The organism is Deinococcus marmoris, from assembly GCF_001949125.1.
In the GTDB taxonomy this organism is placed as follows: domain Bacteria; phylum Deinococcota; class Deinococci; order Deinococcales; family Deinococcaceae; genus Deinococcus; species Deinococcus marmoris_A.
Genome location: NZ_MSTI01000151.1, coordinates 1 through 22,610, shown reverse-complemented (window position 1 = coordinate 22,610; position 22,610 = coordinate 1). Strand labels below are relative to the sequence as shown.

The following is a 22,610-nucleotide window of genomic DNA, read 5'->3' as shown; positions in this document are numbered from 1 at the left end:
CCAGCCGCAAAATCTCGTGCAGGATACCCCTCTCTTTTAATTGCTTGAAGGTATACGGGCCAGCCTACGCTGCTTCAGCTTCTGAGGCAGCCGTTGCGCGGCGGGCCAGTCGGGGAATGGTCAGCCCCTGCACCAGCAGGCTGAAAATCACCACGCCGTAACTCAGGACCAGCAGCGTGTTTCGCAGTTCGCCCTCAGGCACGGTAAAGGCCAGGGCCAGCGTCACGCCGCCGCGCAACCCGGACCAGACCATCAGGCGGCGCGTGTACGGCGGAAAGTGTTCGCGCCGGGCGATCAGGGTCATGGGTAGCCACACGCCCAGCGCGCGGGCCACCAGCCCCAGCACGATCACCCCCGGCACCAGCGCCAGCAGCGCCCAGCCAATCTGAAGGCTGAGAATTTCAAAAGCCATCAGCGTGAACAAAGCGGCGTTGAGCAGGTAATCCACGAAGCCCCAGAAGGTGTACAGGTGGTCTTGGATGTCGTCCAGAGTGCCTTGATTCTCGGTTTTCCACTGCGCCACACGAGAATTGCTTTGGGCCTTGATCTCGCTTTTCTTGCGGATCAGTTGCAACAGCGCCACCAGGGTCAGACCGCTCATGACCGCTGTAATGGGCGCACTGACCTCCAATTGCTGGGCCAGGGCGTTGCCGCCCACCACCAGCGCCAGCGTGATGGTCAGGCGGGTATTCTCGTCCAGGGCCGCCCGGTGGATGAACGTAAAAGCCGCCCCACCCAGAAGCGTCCCCAGCAACAGTCCGCCCAGCATCTCACGCCCAAACAGCAGCAAGACAGCGGGCAGGGTCACGCCCCCGGCGGTGGGCGAGAGCAGCCCCACCAGCACGGCGAAGGCCACCACGCCCACGCCGTCGTTGAACAGCGATTCCCCGGCGATCAATGCCTCCACTTTCTCCGGAACTCCGGCGGCCTTCAGCAGAGGGAGCGCCGCCACCGGGTCGGTGGGCGCGATGATGGCCCCGAACAGCAGCGCCGCCGCCCAGGACAGTGGGATCCCTGCCCAGTTCAGCAGGTAGAAGGTCCCCGTCCCGATCAGCAGCAGCGTGATCAGGGTGGTCAGTAAGGTTACGGCCACCACCGTCAGGCGCTCCTCGAACAGCAGCCGCACATTGATCTGAATGGCGCTGGCAAACAGCAGCAAGCCCAGCAACCAGTCGAACACCAGCGTGCCGAAGGGCAGGGAGGTCACGGTGGCTTGAATCTGCCCAGCCAGCGCCACGCCCAGGCTCTCCAGCACTGCCACGCCCCCCGCCAGAATCAGCCCACCGATCAAAATACCGATGGTGGCTGGCAGTTTGAGAAAGCGGCTGTTGACAAACGACAGCGCTGCCAGCAGCACCATAAACACTCCGACGACTTCGCTGGACGACATGAAGACAAGTATGCGGCCCGCAGTGAGGTAAGGGTGACCCGGTTTTGCAAGCCGCCTGAACAAGTCGTGCTGGTGGGCGGGCGGCCCACGCCATAGGGCGAGAAATCACCGTGTACGGAACTCCCGCCAGCACGTCCGCAGCACATCCTCGGCGCCGCCCCATGTCACCCAACGCCGGAGGGGAGCGGGTTGGGTGAGGGGTCTTGGTGCAGCAGAGCCTTCTTACGAAACCTGGTCTAGGGTCTGTCTGACTAAAAATTAGAGCCACAGAAGGATGCGGGCGATGTGTAGCACAGCAAGAAATTGGTGACCTCGCTTTTCGTATCTGGTCGCGATGGCCCTGAAGTCCTTGAGCCGATTGATGGCGCACTCAACGACATTTCTTCCCTTGTACAGTTCTGCATCGAAATGGGTGGGTCTTCCGCCAGCACGGCCTCTGGCAATACGCGCTTTGCGCGTATCCTCGCGTTCTGGACAAACCATTCGAATGCCGCGCTGACGCAGCAACCGACGGTACTTGGGCTGTCCGTACGCGCGGTCCACCCGTAGGACAGGTGGACGCTTCCGGGGCCGTCCCGGCCCTGGGCTGGCAACGCAAACGGCGTCCAGGACGGGAATCATATACGTGGGATCACTGGCTTGACCAGCAGAGAGCAGAACAGCGAGAGGACGACGGTTTCCATCGGTCAGCAGATGGATTTTTGTCGTGCGCCCACCCCGACTGATCCCGATCCACTCATTTTTGACGCCCCCCTTTTTTCCAGCCTGGCACGCTGTTTTTGAGCGCCCACCGCACTGCGCCATGCATGGACACTGGCGCTGTCTAGAGAGGCACCAGACCAATCAATCTGTCCCTGTTCTTCTTTTTTGGCCTGTAGGACGCCCAGAATCTGATGCCAGAGGCCCTGCCGTGACCACCGCGTCAGGCGATCCCAACACGTCTGCCAGGGGGCGTAGCGTTCCGGGATATCTCGCCAGGGTGCGCCTGTCTTGATTCGCCACAGAATCCCGTTGATGATGGGTCGGTGGGGCTGATAGGCATGTCCACGTTTTGGATTTGGGGGCAGCAGCGGCTCTAATTTCGTCCACTGCGCCTTCGTGAGGTCAGTTCGCGACATCCCATGACCCTACCATCCTTCAGTCAGACAGACCCTAGAACGCTGTCATGATCTGGCTTCTAGCGCCTCCCGCGCCACCTGGACCCGCACCCGGGCGGCCAGCGTGCGGTAGAACTCCGGGCGGTGAAGATAGGCCATATGTGCGGAGCGCCCACCCAGCGGGAAGGCGGTGTCATGCGCTCCCGGCACGCTATCCCCGGCAGGAAAGCTGAGCAGATCGCCCTCGCTCCAGACATTCCAGAAGTACCCCAGGTGGGGCTAGGCGTCCAGCGGCACTCCATTTCCCGTCTGGTCATCCAGGAACAGGCCCAGTGCCTTGCACGGCCCCACCTGACTGGCTGCCGCGCACCACACCGCCGCCCGCAGGTCTGAGAGTTCGGGATCGGCGGGGATGAAACCCGTCAGGGCGTCGTAGATCAGTTGGCCGCCCATGCTGTGCGTCACGATCACCAGCGGCTCACTGCGCTCCTGGCTGAGCTGCCAGGACTTCTTCAGGGCCGCCAGAACGCGGACAGCAATCAGGCCAGGCTGCTGCGGATTGCCGCGTGACGTGAAGTATTCCAGCGCGTCCCCGACAAAATAGGGGATGAAGCCCTTCAGCGGGCGGCGCAGGTCTTGCATGGCGTGGCGCACATCCTGACGGCGGCGCAGACGCAGGCGCTGCGGCAGGTGTACGCCGTCCAGACCCAGGCGGGCGCGAACGGCGGACAGTGCCACCGGCCACCTACCGGCAGCAGGCGCATTGCCGATCACGGCCCGCACGCCCGCATCCTGAGACACCGCCCAGCACACGTCCACGAGATCCGGCCAGCGGTCCGCCGGAACTTCCGGGCGCAGGCCGCGTTCCAGCGCATCGGCCAGGGCAGCGGCGTCCAGCGTCAATGGGTGATCCGGCGGGAACCACTCGGGTTGCTGGTGGCTTGCGTGCGCGGGGCTGGCCCCCAGGTCACCCCAGTACACCCAGTCGGTGTTCACGCCCTGCGGATCGGCGGGATTCACGCTGGGCGCGACATGGGTTTGCAGGGCTGCCCGCACCTCATCCCACAGCGCTCCGTGGGTCAGGCGCTTCAGGGTGGCCCACTGCGGCTGATCGCCCTCGCGGATGGCGACACCGTGGACGTAGAGGATGGACATAGATCACTGTAGCGGCGCGGCCCCGGCTGCTGTCCAGTGGCCTCCCGTGGGTTTCGGACAATGACAGCGTTCTGGAACATTTGGCATCATAAATTCATGAATACGGCAGGGGTCTCCCTCAGGAGTTGCACCTTGCATAGCGGAGTGAATAGCCGTACTGGTGCAGGAATTCGGCGTTTTTTGAGAACAGGTGCAGCAGTCGGTTGAGATGCAGATGGGGCAGCACCGTGACCAGCGCCAGGAATGGACATTCCTCCAGGGTCAGCCCGTCCTGTCGATGGGGAATTCTCAGGAGTTGTACCTATGAATAGCGTAAGGGCATCGTCCCAGACGATAAATCTTGGTCTGATTCCGTGAGGCGGTTTCTCCCATTCTCTCGCCCTTCTCCGCTCCCTCACATCTCTAGAGCTTGGCGTCTCAATAGTGTCATCACGCCTTTCGGCATTTTCCCAACCTATTCACACCTGTTCAATTTTGCCAAACCAATTGACCAGTGACTCTGGGATTCTCCCACCAGGAGAGGTTTTCCCTGATTATGCAGGTGCAACTCCTGAGACTTTCGGTTCAGTTGCCCGTCTGGGTCTGACCGCGTGCGTGTCCTCCCCACACGGGGGCAAAAAGACTCACCCTGACGGGTGAGCGGCAGCCATGAGCATCTTTGACACCGCGTTCAACCGCCCCGAGAGCTTCTTCAAAACCGTCCCCGCCCTCAAAGGCCGCCAGATGATCGCCCCGGAGGACTGCGCCGATCCGGCCAACCCCCCCCGCCGCATGTACGCCACCGGCGTGGGCCTGGCCATCGGCTTCCTGCTCACCGGCGAACTGTCCGTGGCCCAAAACCCGGAAGGCACCGAGTTCACCGTCCGCTACCCCTCCAAAAGCCTGGGGACGGTCATTGGCGTCTCAAGAAGACCTCCCCAGGGGGCAGGCACGCCCATCCAGTGGAGCAGCAACCTGACCACGCCCTTTCTCCACATGGCCTCCGCCTGCGCCCTGACGGTGGCCTCCGGACTGCTGGACGCCGCCCACTTCCCCCTGACCCACGCGGCCCTGCGGCGCGTCGCCGGGCTGACCGGCTTTCCGGTGCGCCAGGACGAACTCACCCGCATGGCTGAGCAAAACCCGCTGATCGTCGGGGCCATCCACCACCTCTCAGACGCGGTGTACAGTGAGGCGAGCGCGCTGATGGGCAGCCGGGCCGTCGTGGCCTCCCAGACCCAGGAGAACCGGCTGCCCACATTGACCGGCGTGAGCCCCCAGGAGATCGCCAAGTTGCTGGGCGTGTGGCGGGAGGCCGTGGTCATTCCCAAGAACACCCCGAAAGAACAGCTTTTCCGGCTGACGCACCGGGGTGGGTCTGCATTGCTGGTGGGGCCGCCCGCGACGTTCAAGACTACGGCGGCCCGCAAGGTGGCTGTTGCGCGGCAGTTCCCTGTGGTGGAGATGCAGGGCAACACGGGAGTGGAAGACCGTGACCTGCTTGGCACCTTCCTGCGTGCGCCGGGCGGCGAGACCACCTGGGTGGATGGCCCGCTGCCGCAGATCTTCAGTTACGCGGCGCAGGGGCCGGTGATGGCCATCATTGACGAGATCATGCGGTTTATTCCGGAAACCACCAGCATCTTCATTACGGTGATGAACCAGCTGGATTACGAGGACTGTGAACTCCTGCTGCGCCCCTGCCTGGAACATCCCAGCCTGAAGCTCAGTCCAGCGCAGGTGCAGGAGGAACTGGACCTCCAACTGCCCGAGCGAGGCGAGCGGTACCACATGCTCAAACTGCCCACCGGGGACGTGATGTTCGCATTGGTGCGCCACTTCACCTGGGTGGCAACGACCAACCTCGGCGACAGTTACATCCAGGCGGCGGCTGGATTAGACCCGGCATTGATGTCACGCTTTGACCTGGTCATTGAAGTGCCGCGCGCCGATCCTGACGACGTTCTGCCGATTTACGAGTTCCTGGCCGGGCCACACCCGGACCTGGCCCGCTTTGCTGCCGAGCTGGAGGACTTCAGTTACGAGGAGATGAAAGAGGACAACGGCCTGTTCAAATCCCCGCTGGACCCCCGCAAGATGATCGCGTTTATCAAGGAGAGCCGGGGCCTGCTCGCGGAGGGCCGCAGCTTCAACGAGGCCGTGTTGATGGCGTGTGCGCCCACCGTGGTGCCGCACGTCTGCCCCCGTGGCGCGGACGGCGTGCTGGACCCGGTCGCGCTGGAACGCATCTACAGCATCGTCACCGACGACGTGCTTCCCAACTACTGACCCATCTCCTGGAGGTGTTCCCGCATGTTTACCCTTCCCAAACTCCGTCACGCCCAGCCCTGGCACGAGCAACTCAAGGTCCGGCAGTGGGTCAACCAGTTCTTTGCCCTGGGCAGCCGCAAGCGCAATTACCACGTCACCATCGGCAACAATCCACACGGGCATCTGGCCTGGGTCCATGCTGAAGCCCGCCGCGTGTACATCAGCAGCAGTCTGTTGCCCGTTCCCCCGGACCATGTCCGCTTTGACCCGGTGGACGAACACCGCCGCACGGAACTGCTGCTCAAGGCGTTGCTGGCCCATGAGGCGGGGCATGTGCGCTTCAGTGGCCCCAATCCGGGCGGCAAGCTGGGCGAGCTGTGGAACAGCCTGGAGGATGAACGCATTGAGCGCCTGATGGCCAGGGAATTTCACGAGCTGGGTCCGGCCTTTACCTTTATCGGCGACATCGCGGCGGAGACGGGCCGTGGGGCAGGGGCGTGGAGTTATACGGCGATGGAGGGCGCACTGATCTGGCGTTTTGAACATGACCGCTTTCACGCGCACTGGGCTCCCAGGGCGGAGGACCACGACATCTGGCACCGCACGGTTCGCCCGCTGGTGGAGTCGGCGTGGACGCTGGGGACGAGTGAGGGGGTGCTTGCGGTGGCCGGGGAAATCCTGGAGGTGCTGCGTCAGCACCAGCGCAGCCTGACCCCGCCGCCCGCACCGGAACCAGAAGAGCAAACGCCGCCATCTGAACAGGACCCCGCTGCCACTGAACCGGAGGACGGCCAGAAACCGGAGGACGAACCTGAGACGGATTCGGGCGAGGATCAGGGGCAGTTTCAGTGATGACCCTGCTGATGGGGAGGGGCCGCCGGAGAGCGGTGAACCACAGTCCGGTGGCGAGCAGGATGATTCTGGCGAAGGCGGTGAACAGCCTGACGGGGGTGCAGGAGAACCCGATGGTGATCAGGCTCCGTCCGGCGGGGATGACTCCGCTGCCGAAGGTGAACAGCCTGACGGCGGTGAACCAGAACCCGGTGGCGATCAGGGTGAATCCGGTGAAGGGGAACCCGGTGGCGGTCAGGGTGATTCCAGTGACGACCGTGGACCATCTGACGGGGGTGAACAGCAGCCGGACACCAATCCAGATGGGCCCAGTGCTGAGGATGGTCAGGCTGATGGCGGTGCAGCAGAACCCCGTGACGATCAGGCCCCAACTGGTGAGGGAAGCTCCAGTGATGAAAGTAGGCCGCCTGACAGCGGCGAAGGGCAATCCACTGACGGCCAGGCCGGGGCGGATGGGGAAGAGTCCAGTGACGCCAATGGGCCATCCAGCGGCACTGACCAGGACAGCGGTGACCAGAGTGGTCAGCCAGGGCGCATCCCCAGCCCCACGAGCAACGTCAGTCCAGAGCAACAGGCGGCGGAGAATGCGGACGACACCTGTTCCCCGGACGCGTGGGAACAGGTCAGCGCGTCCGGTGCGGACGCCGATGAGCGGGACGGGGACGCCGAACAGCGCCGCGCCCAGGAACAGGAAGGCGGCGAGGCGTCCGGGGAGCAGCAGGACGCGCCCAGTCAGGGTCACGGACGCCGCGCCAGCACCCAGGACACGGCGCTGCCCCCCATGCCTCAGCCGGACCCCGGCAGCGCCGCGATCATTGCGGAGGATGTTGAGGGCCACGCCCGGCGGCTCGCGCCCCTGCTGAAGCCTCCTGAGCGTCCAGGGCGCACCCGTCCACACCGCAGCAAGGGCCGCTACGACGCCCGGCGGGACGCGCGGGACGCCGAGCGGGTCTTTGTCCGCAAAACCGTGGCCAGCCGGCCCATGCCCATCCGGGTGCGGCTGCTGATCGACATCAGCATCAGCATGGGCGGTGAACCCATCCGCTGTGCCCGCGCCGCCGCTGGCATGGTGGTCCGCGCCGCCGCGCTGAGTGGCAGCAGCGCCGAGGTTCACCTGTTCAACACCCGGCATCAGGCCGTGATTACTGGACCCATGCCGTACCTCACGGCGCAGGCCCTGATCGCCGGCATTGAGGTGGGCGGCTCCACCTGCCTGTCTCCCGCGCTGGCCGTGTTGAGCGATTCCCCGGCACATCCGCTGGAAAAGGAATTGATCGTCATTACCCCGTTTAGGGCTTGAACCAGGGTGGATTTTTCCGCACCCAGACGATAAAAAGTGAGACGATATGGCTAGATATCGTCTCCATCACAGTTTAAGCCGTCGGCGCAATATTCGCACCCTTCACCGCTGGGCTAAAAAGCACTTCAGCGATCAAAAAAAGTGTCGTCACCAGAAAGTCACCGACGCCATGCTGATTGCTCTCTGGGGGGAATTTAAGGAAGCTGCTACCAAACGCAAAGTGAAACGGTTCACGAGTCGAATGGGACGAGGACTTGCATCCAGGGCGCTGTAGCGTCAGGAGAGAAGTGCCGTGTTGCCGAATGGCAACAGCACTTCCACGTTTTTGGGCAGAGATGTACGCTACGGGTGTCCGTCCAGCACACGTCACGGTCGCCAGTCTTCGTAGGGAAGTGCCGACACCCGTTCAAAGCGGCACTTCTGGTCAGATCGTCTCGTCCTGCTGCGCCTCGACGCAGCTTCCCTGACAGAGCCCCCACTAGGCTGGGAGATTCTCCGCCAGCTCGCGCTCCACGTCCGCCTGCCGCTGGCCTTCCATGGCCTCGGCATCATGCTCACGCAGCTTGACCCGGCTGGTCTTGCCCTCAAGCGTGTAGTCGCCCTCTCCGAACAGCGCACCGCGTAGGGCCTTGGCCAGCGTGGTGTACACCTCGGACGGCTCAAGTCAACTGCGCGACGATGTCGTGCAGATGTTCAGCGGCCTCCAGGTCCTTGATCACATAGCCTCTGGCCCCCAACTGGACCGCCTGCGCGGCCAGCCTGGGGTTCTCATGGCCGCTCATCACCACCACGGGAACACCAGCCGCCAGTTCCAGTGCGCGGGCCAGCAGGTCCATGCCCAGACCATCTGGCAGATTCAGATCCACCACCAGCAGGTCAAACGCGCCGCCGGGCCAGCGCCCCACCGCCTCTACGAACGTTGGCACATCTTCATCCGATTTCAGGCTCTGGCCCAGCGCGGCCAGTTGCGCCAGCCCGCCGTGCCGGGCGGCGTTCTGGGAGAACTGGAGGATCACGGGCGCGCGCACGGCCTCAGCCGCCCGCACGATGGCCTGCGCGGTTTCCAGGTTGACGGCGTTGAAGGCCGCCAGCGCGTAGCCCCCAGCGCGGGCGGCGCGGATGATGTCGGCAGAGGTTTGAGGAGCCGCCACGGTCACGCGAGGGTCACCACTTTGGTCAGCCAGCGGGGGGTCAGCGTGTCCAGCCCCTTGGCCTGCGCCACGCACTCGCCCAGCATCTGGAGGGCAGGCAGCACCCCCAGGGCGCGGGTGCTGGCATCGCCTGTCAGCTCAAAACTCACGTCGCCGGGTCCGCCAAAGCCGATGACCCTCGCGCCCTTGCCCATCAGGTCACGCGCCAGTCGGCCTTCCTCGGCTGCCGAGTCGGGGTGGTACAGCACCACGGCGGCGGTGCGCTCGTCCACCAGACTGATCGGACCGTGGCGGTACTCCATCGGATGGTAGGCCTGGGTGTAGGTCAGGCTCATTTCCTGAAGCTTCAGCGCCCCCTCCTGCGCCACGCCGAACAGCGAACCCGCGCCCAGGAAGACGAAATGCGAGCGCCCGGCGATGGCGGCGGCAAAGCCCCCGTACGCCTCGTTCAGAAGCTGTTCAGAGGCGGTGATCTTCTCTCCAGTCATCTCCAGCCCCGCCAGCCGCAGACCCAGCAGCAGCATCAGGCTGGCCGAGGCCGTCATCACGATGCCTTCCTCGGGATGGGTGGGGGCGTACAGCACCGTGTCGGCGTTCTTTGCCAGGCTGCTGCCCGACTCACAGGTCAGGGCGGTGACGTGCAGGCCATCCTTGCGGCTGCGGACGGCGGCCTGCACGGTTTCGGTGGATTCGCCGCTGCGCGAGAAGGCCAGCACATGCGGGCGCGTTCCTGCCGGAAGGTAAGACTGCGGGCGGTGCAGCCACTCGCCGCCGGGCACGGCCAGCGCCTGGAAGCCCGCCTCGTTCAGCGCGGCGGCCACGCTCTGGGCCAGGTAGTACGAGGTGCCGCAGCCGATCAGGACGTGCATGTCGTCGCGGGTCAGGGCGGGCAGATCGGTCTGGGCCGCCTGCCTCCACAGGGGGAATTGTTCCTGGATGCTGCGGGTGGTGGGATTCATGCTTGCTCCTGAAGAAGAGGTTGAGGGGTTGAGGTGGAGAGCAGGGGCGCGCGGACCCGTGCCTGCCAGTCGGTATCGGTGGTGAATCCGGCGCGGGAGGCGGCGTGGAACAGCGCGCCGCCCAGGGGAGGGAGCGCGGGAGATTGTGGCTGGCCGAGCAGCGTCGTCAGCGCGCCCAGCACCGTGCGGCTGCCCAGCACACTGCCCGCGTAGCTCCAGGGCAGATCAGGTGTGCCAAGCTGCTGGCGGGCGGCACTGACGTGCTGGGCGAGAAGTTTTGAAGCTTCCAGCAAAATGGTGCAGGCGGTGGGCTGCCCGTCCTCGGCCAGATGATCCACCGAGCGGGCCAGCATGGCGACGGCGGAACGGACATGCGCCTGCCCGTGGTACCACATCAGCAGGTCCGGCTGGGTGGGGGGGCCGTCCAGCACGGGGGTCAGCAGCGCCTGCGCAAAATCGGCGTCGGGATGCCTGCCGTCCAGCGACTGACTGGCCAGACCCAGCGCCCGCCGCCCGATCCAGTACGCGCTGCCCTCGTCGCCAAAGCCCTCACCCCAGCCGCCGGTGCGAATCTGGCGCGCGCCGTCATCTGCCCAGACCATCGAGCCGGTTCCGGCCAGCAGCAGCGCGCCCGGTCCACCCGCGAAGGCCCCCACGAAGGCGGCCGCCACGTCGTTCATGACGCTGTGCGGGCAGGTGCCGAGCAGGTCGGCGCACACGCCCGCCTGCCGGGCGCTGAAGGCCGGGGACTCGCCGTAGCCGGGCAGACCAAGAGAGGCGTGGACCAGCGGGCCAGGGGCAGGCCACGCGCTCAGAAAAGCGCGCATGATGGCCTCCCAATCCGGGCGGTCGAAGGGATTGATGCCGGGAGCGTAAAACGGCCCCACCACCTCCCCCGCGCCGCTGACATAGGCCAGCGCGGTCTTGCTGCCGCCGCCGTCCAGGCCCAGCACCCACTGTTCTGGATGACTGGCCTCTGGATGACTGGTCCCGGCCCGCGCGGTCATTATTTGGCCGTTTTCAGCAGGGTATCCATCTCGGTGGTCGCCTGCTTGATCGCGTCGGGCAGTTTGGCGTTGCCGGTCCAGGCCAGGTTCATCTTCTGGCTCAGCACCGTCAGTACTTCCGGCAGCACTTTCACGTTGCGCAGGCTGGCGTTGATGACCACCGAGTTGGGAAGCTGCGCGAAGACCGTCTGGGCGTTGCGGCCCGGCAGCGCCTGGAGGTACTGGCTCTTGTAGTTCTCGGCCAGAGTGGGCAGCAACCCCTCCTGCGCCAGCATCCGCTGGGCCTGGGGGCTGGTGTTCATCCAGGTCACCAGCGTCTGGGCGGCCTCCTTGTTCTTGCTGCCTGCCGGAACCACCAGCGCGTGGGCACTGACCACCGGGCGCGGCTGCTTGCCGTCCACGCTGGGAAACGGCGCAAAGGCCCAGTCCAGGTCCTTGTTCTGGTCCCAGGTGCTGACCATCCAACTGCCCTGCACGAGAATGCCCATCTGCCCGGCCAGGAACATCTGGTAGCCCTGCTGGCTGGCGGCCTGTGGACCGGGGGCCACCTTGTCCTTGTAGATCAGGTCCAGCAGCTTCTGCGAGGTCTTGGCAAAGGTGGCGTCCAGGCTGGCCGTGTAGCTGTTGCCGGTCTTTTTGATCAGGCCCGTGCCGCCTGCGCCGTAGTAAAAGCTCATGCCGTATTCCAGATCCGACTGGAGGTCCGCGCCGTTGATGCCGTAGATCTGCTTGCCGTCCTTGGTAAAGGTCAGTTTCTTGGCGGCGGCCACCATCTGGTCAAAGGTCCAGCTCGCGGTGGGAATCGGGACGCCGCGTTCCTTGAACAGCGCGCGGTTGATGTAGACCGTGACCGGCTGCGGCCCCAGCGGCACGCCGTACAGTTGCCCACCCACCTTGTACGGCGCGGTTCGCACGTTGGGCAGCGCCGCCGTCGTCTTGGCGTTCAGCTTGATCGGCGAGAGCGCGCCCTGCGACTGGTAGAAGGGGAAGTTGTCCAGGTTCATCCACATCACGTCGTAGGTGCTGCCGCCGGCCACCATCGCGGCGGCCTTTTGCCAGTACACGCCCCAGGGAACGAGGTTGTACTTGACCGTGATGTCGGGGTGCGATTTGTTGAAGGCGGCGATCAGCGCCTCGTCGGCCTTCTGGCGGGTGCCGTCCCAGGTGGCGTAGTCGATGTTGACGGCAGTGGCAGCGGTGGACAGACTCAGGGCGGCGAGCAGGAGCAGGGTCTTTTTCATGGTGGTGCCTCCAGAACGGGTGAGAGGGCGGAAAAGGGTTCGGACGCTGGAAACGGGAGTGGAGAGAGCGAAAGTCGGCATGGCTGGATTACCCCTTCAGGCCGCTGGTGATCGCGGCGTCGGTCAGGTAGCGCTGGACGAACATGTAGGCGATGACGGTGGGCAGCGTGGACAGGGTGGCCCCCGCCATCAGCACCGGGATGTTGACGGAATACTGGTTTTGCAGGCTCAGCAGCCCCACTGGCAGCAGCATCTTCTCGCTGCTCTGCAACACGATCAGCGGCCAGATAAAGGACTGCCAGTTGCCCAGGAAGGAAAACAGCCACGCCGCCGCGATGGCGCCCTTGGCGGCAGGCAGCGCCACATGCCTCAGCGCCGTGAACCACGAGCCGCCGTCGATCAGCACGCTTTCTTCCAGCGAACGGGGCAGCGAGCGGAAGAACTGGAACAGCAGGAACACGGTGAAGCCGCTGGCGATGCTGGGAACGATCAGGGCCGTGAAGCTGTCGTACCAGCCCAGATAGCGCACCAGCAGGAAGACCGGGATGATGGTGACCTGCCAGGGAATCATCAGCGAGAGCAGATGCGAGCCGAACCATAGCCCCTGCCCCGGAAAGCGCAGCCGGGCAAAGGCGTAGGCGGCAGGAGCGGCAGACAGGATGTTCAGGCTGGCGATCAGCACGCTGGTCCACACCGAGTTGAAGAACATCCGGGCGAAGGGAATGGTGTCGAACAGTTGCGTGAAGTTTGCCAGGCTCCATTTGGCGGGCAGCCACACCGGCGGCCAGGTGTACGCCTCGGCGGGGGTCTTGAAGGCGGTCAGGATCATCCACGCGAAGGGCAGCAGGATGGCGATGGACCCCAGGGTCAACAGGCCCACCAACGCCGCCTGCGATCCCCGTGCCCGCGCCTTCAGTGAGGCGTCGCGGCGGGTCATGACTTCCGGGAGAGGTTCAGACCTGGTCATAGTTCACCCATTTGCTCTGGTTGCGCCACTGCACCACCATCAGGCCGATCAGAATGATGGCCAGCAGCCAGGCCAGCGCCGAGGCGTAGCCCATCTTGAAGAAGGTGAAGGCGGTCTTGTAGATGTACAGCGCCACCGTGGTGCTGCTGTCGCCGGGGCCGCCATTGGACAGCACCAGCACGGCCTCGAACACCTGCAAGGCCCCGATCAGGCTCAGCACCAGCACCAGGAAGACGGTGGGGCTGATCATCGGCAGGGTGATGTAGCGGAAGGCTTCAAAGGGTTTGGCACCGTCCAGTTGCGCCGCCTCGTACAGGTCTTTCGGCACGCTTGCCAGCGAGGCCAGGAACAGGATGATTCCCTGCCCCGAACCCTGCCAGACGCTGAATACGGCCACGGCGGGCAGCACCCAGGACGGCGAACCCAGCCAGTTGGGACCGTGGACACCCAGCCAGCCCAGGATCAGGTTGACCAGCCCCTGCGGGGCCAGCAGCACCTGCCACAGCAGCGCCACGGCCACGCCAATGGTAACCATTGGCAGGTAATACACCGTGCGGAACACGGTTCGCAGCCAGCCCGCCTTCAGGTTGTTGATCCACACCGCCAGCGTCAGCGAGATCGCCAGTCCGGTGGGGACCGCCAGCAGCACATAGATCAGCGTGTGCGACAGGGCCGAGGTGGCGCGGGGGTCTTGCAGCGCGGTGGCGTAGTTCTGGAGGCCCACGAAGTTGGGTTTGCTCAGGCCGCCCCAGTCGGTGAGCGAGATGCCCAGCGAGGCCGCGATGGGCAGCACCGCGAAGGCCAGAATTCCCAGGGTGCTGGGCAGGATCAGCAGCGCTGCCAGCAGCGTTTCCTGCCGCCGCATGGGCGAGACACGCCGCTTGCGGGCGGCCAGGGTGGCGAGTGGAGCGGCGTTTTGCATGCTTGGCTCCTTAAGGCTTACCGACGGCCAGACCGACGGGGTAGCGGCTGCCCAGGCCGATGTTCAGGCTGGGAGCAGGCGTGCTGGTGGCAAGAGAGGCGGCGGAAAAACGAATCAGCGAGCCGGGGTCATTCGGATTGGTCCCGGCCACGCCCGCTGCGCCAGTCTTATTGACCACCCACAGGTTGCCCGCGCTGTCGAAGGCCAGCCCCGCCGGGTCATACAGGCCGGCGGTGATGGTCCTAGTCACGGCGGCATCCCCGTTGACCGAGTAGGGGCCGTTGGCGGCGGGAAGCGCGGCGATGTTGACGGCCATCACGCTGCTGACGCCCGCATTCTTGCCACTGATCCACAGCGTTCCGTTTTGCACGGTCAGGGTGCCGCCGCCCAGATCGTCGAGCGTGCCAGGGAAGGTGTACACGCCGCTCAGAACGGGCGTACCTGTCACGTTGTATTTCAGGATCAGGCCGAAGTTGGTGTTCAGCCACAGCGTGTTGCCGTCCAGGGCCAGCATCTGCGGAAAGCCCAGGCCCAGGGCGCGGTCCACGTTAAAGCCCAGGCTCTCGGTGGTCGAGCCGTTGTCGTAGCGCCCGACATGCGGCGTCGTGACTGCTGCGCCGCCCGGCGTGCTGCCGCTCTGCACCACCCACAGGTGACTTTGCGCGTCTACAGCCAGACCGGTGGGATAGCTCAGGTTGCGGATCTGTGAGACGCCCGCGCCGCTGTTCAGGCTGAACGATGGGAAGCGGGTCACCTTGCCCGCCGCCACGTTGTCTACGACGTACTGGTTGCCCGCCGAGTCCAGCGCCACGTTCCACGCCTGCTGCACGCTGGCGGTGGGCAGACTGCGCGCCGGGGCGGTGTTGGACGTCAATGACGCGCTGGAATCGAAGGCCAGCACCTTGCCCAGCCCGGCCTGCGCGACGAACACGCTGTCACCTGTGGTCTTCCAGGTCTTCAGGCGCAGGTCATAACGCATGCTCTCGCCCTGGCTCTGCGCCCGAACCGGGATGATGTACGTGCTGGCCGCCGCCGAGGCCGCGACATTCAGCGTCAGCGTCACCTGGGTCTGCGGACCGGGCGTCACGCGCGTCTGACTCAGCGTGGCGGTGATTCCGGCAGGCAGGTTGCCGAGGCTCAGGTTGACCTTGCCCGAGTATCCGCTGACGGCAGCAAGGTTCAGCGTGGCGGTGGCGCTGCGGCCCACGCCGGTATTCAGCGAGGGCGGCGAGAAGGTGGTGGTGAAATCCGGGGCTGTCACCTTGTCGTAGGTTTCGCAGCCAGGAATGGCCCTGATCTGCGGCGTGCTGTCGGCATAGTCGTAGACCCGGTTGAAGGCCGCGTCCGAGTAGGCCGCAATCCAGCCGTCCTTGTGTTGCGTGGCGCGCAGATCGCGGGCAAAGTTGTACGACGCGCACTGCACTGCGTAATTCTCCGGGTGGCCGAAGTCCTGCTGGAAGACCACGCCGTCGCCATACTTGAAGTATTCCAGTGCTACGGCATCCCGGTTGGCACGGAAAGCCCGGTCAGCGTCGGTTTGTTTGGGATTTGCAGCTTGATTCCGTTCGTAGAACTTCTCCCAGGTTTCGTAGTTCTGTGGCTGGAAGGGCCAGACCGCGTCGTCGGCTGCAACGCCACCGACCGGGAGCGGCTTGTTGGATTTGGTGATTGCCACCTCGTGCATTAACGCATCTATGTAGCCCTGCGTGCCGTCGCCCGCGTTCTGGCGGTCCAACAGCAGGTCAAAGCCGCCGTTCTGCACCAGCAGGGCGTTTCCAGCCACGCCGCGCAGCGCCTTGATGGTGTCGATGTAGGCCCGGCGCATGGTGGGGTAGTCCGGGCGGCCCGCGTCCAGCGAGACGGCGCCCTCCACGTAGACCTGCGACGTGCTCCCGGCAATATCCGCATTGCTGAAGAACTCGGCGTCGTCGGCAGTGTCCAGAAACAGGCCGTCGAAGCCCCGGTCCAGCAGCGCGTCGGCCTGCTGCGCCACGAAAGCGCGCACGGCAGGGTTGGTCAGGTTCAGGATGTACGCGCCGAAGTTGCCGTTGACGCCCAGAAACCACTTGGGGCTGTCGTTTTTGTGGGCGTCGTAGATGGTCTGGCCAGTCCTGGCCACGCCGTTCTCGTAGTAGGTGTTGTTGTTGCCCAGCTCGCCAATCGCCAGGTATACCGCGCCGTAACTGATGTTCTGGATGGCACTGAGCTGGTCTGCGGTGATATCCGGCTGGACGATGTTGAAGTCCTTCTGGCCCAGTGCGGTCAGCGTGGTGTTGTCGGGCACGCGGTAGTAGGTGGCGAAGCTGGCGACTTTGGAGGTGCCGTCGCCGTAACGCAGGCGTGAGGGGGCCTTGCTGACGGCCTGTGCGGACACCGTCGCCGCCCCGCTTCGGCCCTGTACCACAGGTGACGACGGACCTGAGGAGCACGACGCCAGACTGATCAGCGCGGTGACGATCAGGAGTTGATGGCTGATCCTGGCCCGCCTCAAGGGTTGGCCTCGTAGATCTGATCCAGTCCGATGGTGGACACGTAAGGCACGAAGCCGAACGACTTGGCGCGCTGGTAATCACGGGTGATCAGGTCCTGCTGGTTGGGCAGGGCGTAATCCATCGTCAGCACCTTCAGACCGCGCTTGGACAGCGACTCCACGAAGCTGGGATCGCCGTTGACGCTGCCGTAGGTCTTCTTGTCGAAGCTGTACATGCTCGAAAAGTTCTCGAACATCACCGCGTCGATGCTGGGCGCAGTCTGGTTGAGCAGCGCAAATCCCCGGTTCTGCACGATCACCGCGTCGGGATAGGCGGCGCGCAGGTCCTGCACGATCTTGACCAGGCCCGGCGCGACTTTGGGGTACACGTCGGCGGTGTCCAGCGTGTCCAGGAAGAAACCGTCGAAGCCCTGCTTCTTCAGGCTTGCGGCCTGATCCGCCACGATCTTCTGCCAGCCGGGCTGCGAGGCGTCGATGAATTTGGACCCCCAATTCTTGTTCTCGCCCAGAATCCAGCTCGGGTCCACCGTGGGCGCGGCGGCGCTGTTGCGGTCCAGTTCGCCGATGGTCATGTACGCGACGACGCGGGTGCCGTTGTCGTGCAGCATCTTGAGTTGTGCGGCAGTCACGGTGCCGGGCTGCACGATGGCGAGGTCATAGTTCAGCAGCTTCTGCACGTCGGCGGCCTTCTTGCCGTAATACACCCCATACGAGCCGATGTCCGACACGCGACTTTCCAGCGGCGTTCCCGCCGGGGACTTGCCCAGCTTCTCGGTCACGGCGGTGGCCAGGGCGCTGGGTTCGGCGGGCTTCTCGGTAAAGGCCAGATAGCCGTAATTGTTGGGCGAGTTGAAATCGCCGCCCACTGGCCAGATCGGGTACTCGGCGGCCTTCTGGTGTTCGCGGCCCACCTTCAGCGCCCAGATATCCCCGGCTTTCGCGGCAGGCAGAATGGCGGTGTTCAGCGGAATCGCCAGCTCCAGCACCCAGCGCTTGTCCTCGATGCGGCCCACGCTCTTGTAGTCGGTGGTGGCGTTGTAAGCCTTGAAACGCGTGCCTGCCGGGTTGATGGAAAAGTGGGCCTCCTGCGGCGCGCTCACGAAGGGCTGCGTGCGGATGAACAGCTCCATCACGTCGTCGTTCCACCACTCGCCCGCATCGGTCTTCAGCACGGCTTTCACGGTGTCCTTGGGCTGATCGAAGACGCCCAGCACGTACAGGTTCTGGTCGTCGTAGGCCACGCTGTAATAGCCGCTGTTGCTGACGGGCACGCTGGGCACGCCGTTGCTGAGGATTACCTTGTACTGCGGCAGGCCGTCCCACTGCTTCAGGTCACCGCCCAGCGTGATGGTGCGCTTGACCGCCTGCGCCACGCTGGTTTCGGGCACGCCGCCCTTGCTGGCGCTCTGGGCCAGCCCGACGGTCAGGAGGGTGAGGGCCAGGGTCATGGCAGTGCGTTTGGCGGCGGATTTCACTGTATTTTTCATCATTTTCTCCCAAGGGAAACGAGGGTGGTGTCGATCTTGAGTTTGGCCAGACGGGCCTTCCAGGCCGCGTCCAGCCCGCTGTCGGTGATCACGGTCTGGATGTCGGAAATGGGGGCCACCGCGTAGGGCGCGCTGCTTTCGAACTTGCTGGCATCGGCCAGCAGGATGGTCTGCGAGGTGCGGGCGATCATGGCCCGGTTCAGGCTGGCCTCGGCGGGATTCAGGGTGTACATCTGGGCGTCGCCGCGCACGGCGCTGGTGCCCAGGTACAGTTGATCGAACCAGAACTCGCCCAGCAGCCGCTCGGCGTAGGGGCCGACCATGCTCAGGTTCTCGTTGCGCAGTTGGCCGCCCAGCAGGTTGACGCTCAGGCCATCCACGTTCACGAGGTCCTGCGCGACGGCCAGCCCGTTGGTGAAGATGGTCAGCGGAATTGGCTCGACCCGCAGCCGCCGCGCCAGTTGCAGCACGGTGGTGCCGGCATCCAGAAAGACGGTGGTGTGCGGCTGGAGCAGTCCGTAGGCCACCTCGCCGATGGCCCTCTTGGCTTCCAGATTTTCCTGTACGCGCGACTGGAAGGCCATTTCCGGCCCCGCTGCCTCGGCCAGCCGCGCGCCGCCGTGGGTGCGCGTGACGATGCCGTTTTCCTCCAGCCGCTGAAGATCGCGCCGGATGGTCACGATGGAGGCACCCGTCGCCTCGGCCAGTTCCTGCACGTTGGCAAAGCCCGCGCTGTAGAGGTGGTGCTGGATCTTGTTGATGCGGTCTGACTGCATGGGGTACCCCTGGCCAGAGAGAAGGCCATTCAAAGAGGGAGGATTTGAGTAATCGAACTGATCGGTTGAGAAAACTTTAGCACCTGATTCGATCAGAAGCAACCATATATGTGATCGTATCCGATCATGCCGTTGTAGCTTGTCGCGCACGCCGAGCCGGAATCGCCGGGGAATCCTGTCCTCGACTGCCTCTACACGCTTGCGTATGCGGAGCTTGAGTGCGTGGCAGCCCGACCCGCATTCCGTCAGTTCGGGATCCTGGTGCTGGTTTGCCAGACCACATGGGCAAGTCCTCTGGTATCCGCGCATTCCCCCGGCCCCAGCAGTGTCGATCACCTGGGCCAGGTACCTCCGCCCACCCCGTAGTGGGCCATATTCTCTCCAGGCCCCACAACGAGATTTCGAGGAAAACACTGTTCTGGACACTGTTGATAAAATTGAAAAATTAGAGCAGAAGCCGTCAGGGAGGCTTTTATCCCCTGGACGGCAGACCCGTTGCCTTGTTTCTACTCCTCGCCCTCGTCCTCACTCCCGCAACCGCCGCCCAGAGCTGTTCGCTGGGGGACGACGGGTAACCTGCTCCAGCCAAAGCCGTCGCCGTGATGCGGCACATACATCTGCCGCTCCCGGCCCCCGAAACACTGGGGATTCCCAGCAGCCTGGCCGGCAGCATTCTGAAGCTGGGAACCGACGCGGCCCCGAACACCTCGCCCGGCGGCGCAAATCAGCGCGCCTCGCCGGAAGGCTACGTCGGTGAGGCGCTGTTCAACGGTATGTGGCGCATGATCGTCAAGTCGGTGACGCCCATGAGCCGCCACAACGCGCTGGAGAGCGGCAAGGTGAGCGTGTGTTCCCTGGTAGACCCGGGTGTGGCTGGCCGACTGCTGTACCGCAGACGCTGGTAAACGCTCCAGCGGACAGGTGTCCTTCCATATGGGGAGACATGCAGGGCGAGATCAAGGTGTACAGCCGAATCCTGACCGCGTCATGGCCGGCCACCGAAAACCCCAGGCGGGCGGGTCAGCCCATGACCACGAGCAGACCCAGGCCCACGATCAGCGTCAACAGGAGATTCCGGGTTTTCCAGGCCACCGCTGCGGCCAGCAGACCCGCCGCCAGACGTGGACTGAAAGGATCGAAGACACCTGTTCCCCTGGCATACAGCAGTTCCGGCGCGATCAGGGCCGCCAGTACCGCCGCAGGCACCAGCCCCAGAGACAGCGTGAGACTCTCTGGCAGCTTGCGGTCACGCAGCAACACCAGAAACGACGCGCGCAGCATAACGCTGCCGACACCGACGCCGAGGATCAACAACCAGGTGTTCATCGCTGCCGCCCCATCCAACGTTGGGCGAGCAGGCCCGCAGCAATGCCGCACACCGCCCCGAGAATCAGATTCAGGCGGAACGGCAAGCTGTGGGCGGCCACCGCAACCACAGCGGAGATTCCTGCCGCAAGCACCTGTGGTCTGCTTCTCAGCACCGGAATGAGCAGCGCGATAAAACTCAGCGGCACGGCAAACTCCAGCGGCCAACTGGCGGGAATCTTCGCGCCGAGCAGCGCGCCGACAGACGTCCCAACCTGCCAGGTGAGCCACATCAGCGCGGTTGCTCCCGTGTAGTACGCCACCGGGTCAGGCTCTGCAGTGGGCCGCCCCATCGTCACCGCGTAGCTCTGATCGGTCAGGCCGTAGGCGAGGAGCCAGCGGCGTGCAAGCGGCACACCGTCAAAGAGAGGCAACATTGAGGCCGAGTACATGGCGAAGCGGAGGTTCACGATCAGGGTGGCCAGGACGATCAAGAGGACAGGCGTTTGGCCGAACATCTGTGAAGCGACCAGTTGCGCCGATCCCGCGTAGCCGATCAGCGAAAAAGCCATGGACTGAAGGGGCGTGAATCCGGCCTGCACCGCCGCGATTCCCGCGACCATGCCGAAGGGCATGACGCCCGGAACCAGCGGCAAGAAGGCGCGCAGGCCTTTCCAGAAGGAACTGGCCCCCCCTGGCGAGGGCATGGAGGGATCGGTCATGCCCGCAGGATGCCGCATCCGACGGGCAGGCGAGGACAAGCATCCACCTTTGCTCGTTGCCATGTCACACTGCAAAGCAGTCGCGGTGTGCAGGTCAGAGGACGAGTCAGGTGTGGAGGTAGATTCTGACCGCAGCGTGTTGGACGGATTTCGGCGTGTGGCCGAAGAAAACGGAGGCCAGCGCGCTTCGGACGCTGAGGGTGGCCCAGTCTTGCTGGCGTTCCGAGAAAGAGCCGACTGAACTGCCGTCCTCCGGGGCATTTTCAATGTCTGGGCAGCACATAAAACAATTCTTCATGCGGGGAACGAACGTCATGCTTCTGTGACACCGGGCGGGCTAACTTGCTGCCAACAGCAGGACCTGCCCGCGTGATGGCAGGAATACCGCCCCACAATGCGTGGGGCTTTTTCTTTGGCTCGGTGTGGCAGCGGTGCCGAAGGAAGCTTCAAAGCACCGCCGCCGCTGTCAGCAGATTCGGGCGTAACTGGCCTGGTCCACCGCCACTACAGACCCGTCCGAAGGTGCGCGGACCGATGTGCCTGCACGGGCTGGGCCTGCGCTGTCAGGGCTTCGGCAACTGCCCGGCTTGGGCAAGCCAATGATTCGGTGGGCCAGGACGGGTTGCTCAGGCTGCGGGTGAGACGACACTCGCTGCTTTCTTCCTCAGTTCCCGCGCCCGCCACAGCCCTATCTCTACCAGGCTGTTCGCGGACACCTCATCATTCGTGGCTTCGACGAACTCGCTCCAATCCGTCATCTGACCGCCGAACTTCAGGCCGTAGCGGACTTCGATGCCCAGCCGGGGTTCGAACTTCGAGATGGGTGGTAGATTTCTTCGTTCCCTGATGATCTCTATTTCGTAGTCCAGGTAGGTGAACTTGCGGACTGGAACTTTTCCCATGGATCCAGGCTAATCAGGACCTGATTCCAGGCATGTCACAACTTGCCCCGCTGAGCATCCGCTGAAGCTCCACTCAAGGAATAATGAAGGCAGCGCCTGACAGAAGAGTTGTGGGCTACCCACCCCGAATTCATCGCTTTCCATTGTCTCGGATGACGCCCGACAATGACGCGTACGCTGTCATGACCAGGTAGGCAAGAGGCCCAGTTCGGGACTGGAGGAGGCCCGACGATGCGGGTTGAGGAGAGCGTGGTGTTCCCATGCTAAGTACCTCTACTGTACCTCTACCTGCCCCGAGTAGAAGGCTGGAATCATAACCGACATGCCTGACATGAGGGGCGTCCGGGGCGTATCCCCGGACGTATGCAATCACCCTCACTCGACAGTTTCCGCTGCCTTAACCCCGCCTGTCCAGCCGCTGGACAGTCAGGTCTCGGGAATATTCGTCACCGCAAGTGGTACAACACGCGCTCGGGGCCACGCCGGTTGCTCCGCTGCTCGACCTGCACCCGGGAATTTAGTGAACTCAAAGGCACTGCCCTGTGGAACGTGAAACTCCCCTGGGAGCGGGTGGAGAGCATCGTGGAGCACGTGACGCGCGGGAACAGCTTCAAGCAGACCGCTGAACTCACCCAC

General features: G+C 64.2%; 21 protein-coding genes and 2 pseudogenes. 6 read left to right on the top strand and 17 right to left on the bottom strand.

The genetic code is table 11. The annotated features are described in order from the left end of the window. Positions 1–64 precede the first annotated feature (64 nt). The 4 genes from BOO71_RS21420 to BOO71_RS28045 form a co-directional block, all read right to left on the bottom strand. Positions 65–1,390: a cation:proton antiporter gene (locus BOO71_RS21420; RefSeq protein WP_075835879.1), complete on the bottom strand. Its 1,326-nt coding sequence runs from the start codon at positions 1,388–1,390 to the stop codon at positions 65–67. 258 nt (positions 1,391–1,648) lie between these two features. Next, positions 1,649–2,508, bottom strand: a protein-coding gene (locus tag BOO71_RS26525) for an IS5 family transposase (RefSeq protein ID WP_139323103.1) whose coding sequence is annotated in 2 segments (ribosomal slippage) — positions 1,649–2,136 and positions 2,136–2,508 — 861 coding nt in all. Because the reading frame shifts where the segments join, the coding sequence is not laid out codon by codon here. Positions 2,509–2,553: 45 nt separating this feature from the next. Then, positions 2,554–2,697, bottom strand: a complete 144-nt coding sequence (locus tag BOO71_RS28050; RefSeq protein WP_175607501.1) for a hypothetical protein — start codon at positions 2,695–2,697, stop codon at positions 2,554–2,556. Between the two features lie 69 nt (positions 2,698–2,766). Next, positions 2,767–3,642, bottom strand: a complete 876-nt coding sequence (locus BOO71_RS28045; RefSeq protein WP_075835873.1) for a hypothetical protein — start codon at positions 3,640–3,642, stop codon at positions 2,767–2,769. Positions 3,643–4,290: 648 nt separating this feature from the next. Between BOO71_RS28045 and BOO71_RS21400 the strand changes: the two genes are divergently transcribed. The 4 genes and pseudogenes from BOO71_RS21400 to BOO71_RS21385 all read left to right on the top strand — a co-directional run. Then, positions 4,291–5,910, top strand: coding sequence for an AAA family ATPase (locus tag BOO71_RS21400; protein ID WP_075835871.1), 1,620 nt, complete (start codon positions 4,291–4,293; stop codon positions 5,908–5,910). Between the two features lie 24 nt (positions 5,911–5,934). Next, the gene (locus tag BOO71_RS21395) at positions 5,935–6,744 is read left to right on the top strand and encodes a hypothetical protein (RefSeq protein ID WP_075835869.1); all 810 of its coding nucleotides are present in this window, start codon (positions 5,935–5,937) and stop codon (positions 6,742–6,744) included. A 781-nt stretch (positions 6,745–7,525) separates the two neighbouring features. Beyond that, on the top strand, positions 7,526–8,044 hold the full coding sequence (locus tag BOO71_RS21390) for a VWA domain-containing protein (RefSeq protein ID WP_075835867.1): 519 nt from the start codon (positions 7,526–7,528) through the stop codon (positions 8,042–8,044). A gap of 46 nt (positions 8,045–8,090) precedes the next feature. Then, positions 8,091–8,228: pseudogene (locus BOO71_RS21385) on the top strand (IS982 family transposase); the annotation flags it as partial. Positions 8,229–8,522: 294 nt separating this feature from the next. Here BOO71_RS21385 and BOO71_RS28040 read toward each other — a convergent pair. The 10 genes from BOO71_RS28040 to BOO71_RS21340 form a co-directional block, all read right to left on the bottom strand. Then, on the bottom strand, positions 8,523–8,693 hold the full coding sequence (locus tag BOO71_RS28040) for a hypothetical protein (protein ID WP_175607500.1): 171 nt from the start codon (positions 8,691–8,693) through the stop codon (positions 8,523–8,525). A gap of 10 nt (positions 8,694–8,703) precedes the next feature. Then, complete coding sequence (locus tag BOO71_RS28495; protein ID WP_254843245.1) at positions 8,704–9,201, bottom strand: class II fructose-bisphosphate aldolase; 498 nt, start codon at positions 9,199–9,201, stop codon at positions 8,704–8,706. Beyond that, a complete protein-coding gene (locus BOO71_RS21375) occupies positions 9,198–10,154 on the bottom strand; it encodes an SIS domain-containing protein (RefSeq protein ID WP_075835865.1) in 957 nt (318 codons plus the stop codon). Before BOO71_RS21375 ends, BOO71_RS28495 begins: the two co-directional genes overlap by 4 nt. After that, the gene (locus BOO71_RS21370) at positions 10,151–11,161 is read right to left on the bottom strand and encodes an N-acetylglucosamine kinase (protein WP_075835862.1); all 1,011 of its coding nucleotides are present in this window, start codon (positions 11,159–11,161) and stop codon (positions 10,151–10,153) included. Before BOO71_RS21370 ends, BOO71_RS21375 begins: the two co-directional genes overlap by 4 nt. Continuing rightward, positions 11,161–12,402, bottom strand: a complete 1,242-nt coding sequence (locus BOO71_RS21365; protein WP_075835859.1) for an ABC transporter substrate-binding protein — start codon at positions 12,400–12,402, stop codon at positions 11,161–11,163. The genes BOO71_RS21370 and BOO71_RS21365 overlap by 1 nt, the downstream gene beginning before the upstream one ends. Positions 12,403–12,490: 88 nt before the next feature. After that, entirely contained in the window at positions 12,491–13,369 is an 879-nt protein-coding gene (locus tag BOO71_RS21360; RefSeq protein WP_083653714.1) for a carbohydrate ABC transporter permease, read from the bottom strand. Next, positions 13,356–14,291, bottom strand: coding sequence for a carbohydrate ABC transporter permease (locus BOO71_RS21355; protein ID WP_083653713.1), 936 nt, complete (start codon positions 14,289–14,291; stop codon positions 13,356–13,358). The genes BOO71_RS21360 and BOO71_RS21355 overlap by 14 nt, the downstream gene beginning before the upstream one ends. Positions 14,292–14,301: 10 nt before the next feature. Continuing rightward, a complete protein-coding gene (locus BOO71_RS21350) occupies positions 14,302–16,782 on the bottom strand; it encodes a hypothetical protein (RefSeq protein ID WP_217694927.1) in 2,481 nt (826 codons plus the stop codon). Next, positions 16,779–18,269 (bottom strand): endo alpha-1,4 polygalactosaminidase, encoded by a 1,491-nt coding sequence (locus BOO71_RS21345; RefSeq protein ID WP_075835853.1) that lies wholly within the window; start codon positions 18,267–18,269, stop codon positions 16,779–16,781. Before BOO71_RS21345 ends, BOO71_RS21350 begins: the two co-directional genes overlap by 4 nt. After that, positions 18,269–19,045, bottom strand: coding sequence for a DeoR/GlpR family DNA-binding transcription regulator (locus BOO71_RS21340; protein ID WP_075835851.1), 777 nt, complete (start codon positions 19,043–19,045; stop codon positions 18,269–18,271). The genes BOO71_RS21345 and BOO71_RS21340 overlap by 1 nt, the downstream gene beginning before the upstream one ends. A gap of 602 nt (positions 19,046–19,647) precedes the next feature. Here BOO71_RS21340 and BOO71_RS21335 point away from each other — a divergent pair. Then, entirely contained in the window at positions 19,648–19,950 is a 303-nt protein-coding gene (locus tag BOO71_RS21335) for a hypothetical protein (protein ID WP_075835848.1), read from the top strand. 115 nt (positions 19,951–20,065) lie between these two features. Here BOO71_RS21335 and BOO71_RS21330 read toward each other — a convergent pair whose 3' ends face one another. The 3 genes from BOO71_RS21330 to BOO71_RS21320 form a co-directional block, all read right to left on the bottom strand. Further along, positions 20,066–20,371 (bottom strand): AzlD domain-containing protein, encoded by a 306-nt coding sequence (locus tag BOO71_RS21330; RefSeq protein ID WP_075835845.1) that lies wholly within the window; start codon positions 20,369–20,371, stop codon positions 20,066–20,068. Continuing rightward, the gene (locus tag BOO71_RS21325) at positions 20,368–21,072 is read right to left on the bottom strand and encodes an AzlC family ABC transporter permease (protein ID WP_254843244.1); all 705 of its coding nucleotides are present in this window, start codon (positions 21,070–21,072) and stop codon (positions 20,368–20,370) included. The genes BOO71_RS21330 and BOO71_RS21325 overlap by 4 nt, the downstream gene beginning before the upstream one ends. Before the next feature lie 626 nt (positions 21,073–21,698). Continuing rightward, complete coding sequence (locus tag BOO71_RS21320) at positions 21,699–21,974, bottom strand: hypothetical protein (protein WP_075835842.1); 276 nt, start codon at positions 21,972–21,974, stop codon at positions 21,699–21,701. Positions 21,975–22,337: 363 nt separating this feature from the next. On the opposite strand from BOO71_RS21320, the pseudogene BOO71_RS28490 reads away from it, so the two are divergent. Further along, positions 22,338–22,610: pseudogene (locus BOO71_RS28490) on the top strand (IS1 family transposase); the annotation flags it as partial.

Excerpts from the sequence above, each read along its gene's own strand:
- BOO71_RS21420 (WP_075835879.1), bottom strand. The coding sequence starts at position 1,390 with ATGTCGTCCAGCGAAGTCGTCGGAGTGTTTATGGTGCTGCTGGCAGCG.
- BOO71_RS21340 (WP_075835851.1), bottom strand. The coding sequence starts at position 19,045 with ATGCAGTCAGACCGCATCAACAAGATCCAGCACCACCTCTACAGCGCG.
- BOO71_RS21330 (WP_075835845.1), bottom strand. The coding sequence starts at position 20,371 with ATGAACACCTGGTTGTTGATCCTCGGCGTCGGTGTCGGCAGCGTTATG.
- BOO71_RS21390 (WP_075835867.1), top strand. The coding sequence starts at position 7,526 with ATGCCTCAGCCGGACCCCGGCAGCGCCGCGATCATTGCGGAGGATGTT.
- BOO71_RS21360 (WP_083653714.1), bottom strand. The coding sequence starts at position 13,369 with ATGACCAGGTCTGAACCTCTCCCGGAAGTCATGACCCGCCGCGACGCC.
- BOO71_RS21370 (WP_075835862.1), bottom strand. The coding sequence starts at position 11,161 with ATGACCGCGCGGGCCGGGACCAGTCATCCAGAGGCCAGTCATCCAGAA.
- BOO71_RS28045 (WP_075835873.1), bottom strand. The coding sequence starts at position 3,642 with ATGTCCATCCTCTACGTCCACGGTGTCGCCATCCGCGAGGGCGATCAG.
- BOO71_RS21400 (WP_075835871.1), top strand. The coding sequence starts at position 4,291 with ATGAGCATCTTTGACACCGCGTTCAACCGCCCCGAGAGCTTCTTCAAA.
- BOO71_RS21375 (WP_075835865.1), bottom strand. The coding sequence starts at position 10,154 with ATGAATCCCACCACCCGCAGCATCCAGGAACAATTCCCCCTGTGGAGG.
- BOO71_RS21335 (WP_075835848.1), top strand. The coding sequence starts at position 19,648 with ATGCGGCACATACATCTGCCGCTCCCGGCCCCCGAAACACTGGGGATT.
- BOO71_RS21325 (WP_254843244.1), bottom strand. The coding sequence starts at position 21,072 with ATGACCGATCCCTCCATGCCCTCGCCAGGGGGGGCCAGTTCCTTCTGG.
- BOO71_RS21345 (WP_075835853.1), bottom strand. The coding sequence starts at position 18,269 with ATGAAAAATACAGTGAAATCCGCCGCCAAACGCACTGCCATGACCCTG.
- BOO71_RS21320 (WP_075835842.1), bottom strand. The coding sequence starts at position 21,974 with ATGGGAAAAGTTCCAGTCCGCAAGTTCACCTACCTGGACTACGAAATA.
- BOO71_RS21395 (WP_075835869.1), top strand. The coding sequence starts at position 5,935 with ATGTTTACCCTTCCCAAACTCCGTCACGCCCAGCCCTGGCACGAGCAA.
- BOO71_RS21365 (WP_075835859.1), bottom strand. The coding sequence starts at position 12,402 with ATGAAAAAGACCCTGCTCCTGCTCGCCGCCCTGAGTCTGTCCACCGCT.
- BOO71_RS21355 (WP_083653713.1), bottom strand. The coding sequence starts at position 14,291 with ATGCAAAACGCCGCTCCACTCGCCACCCTGGCCGCCCGCAAGCGGCGT.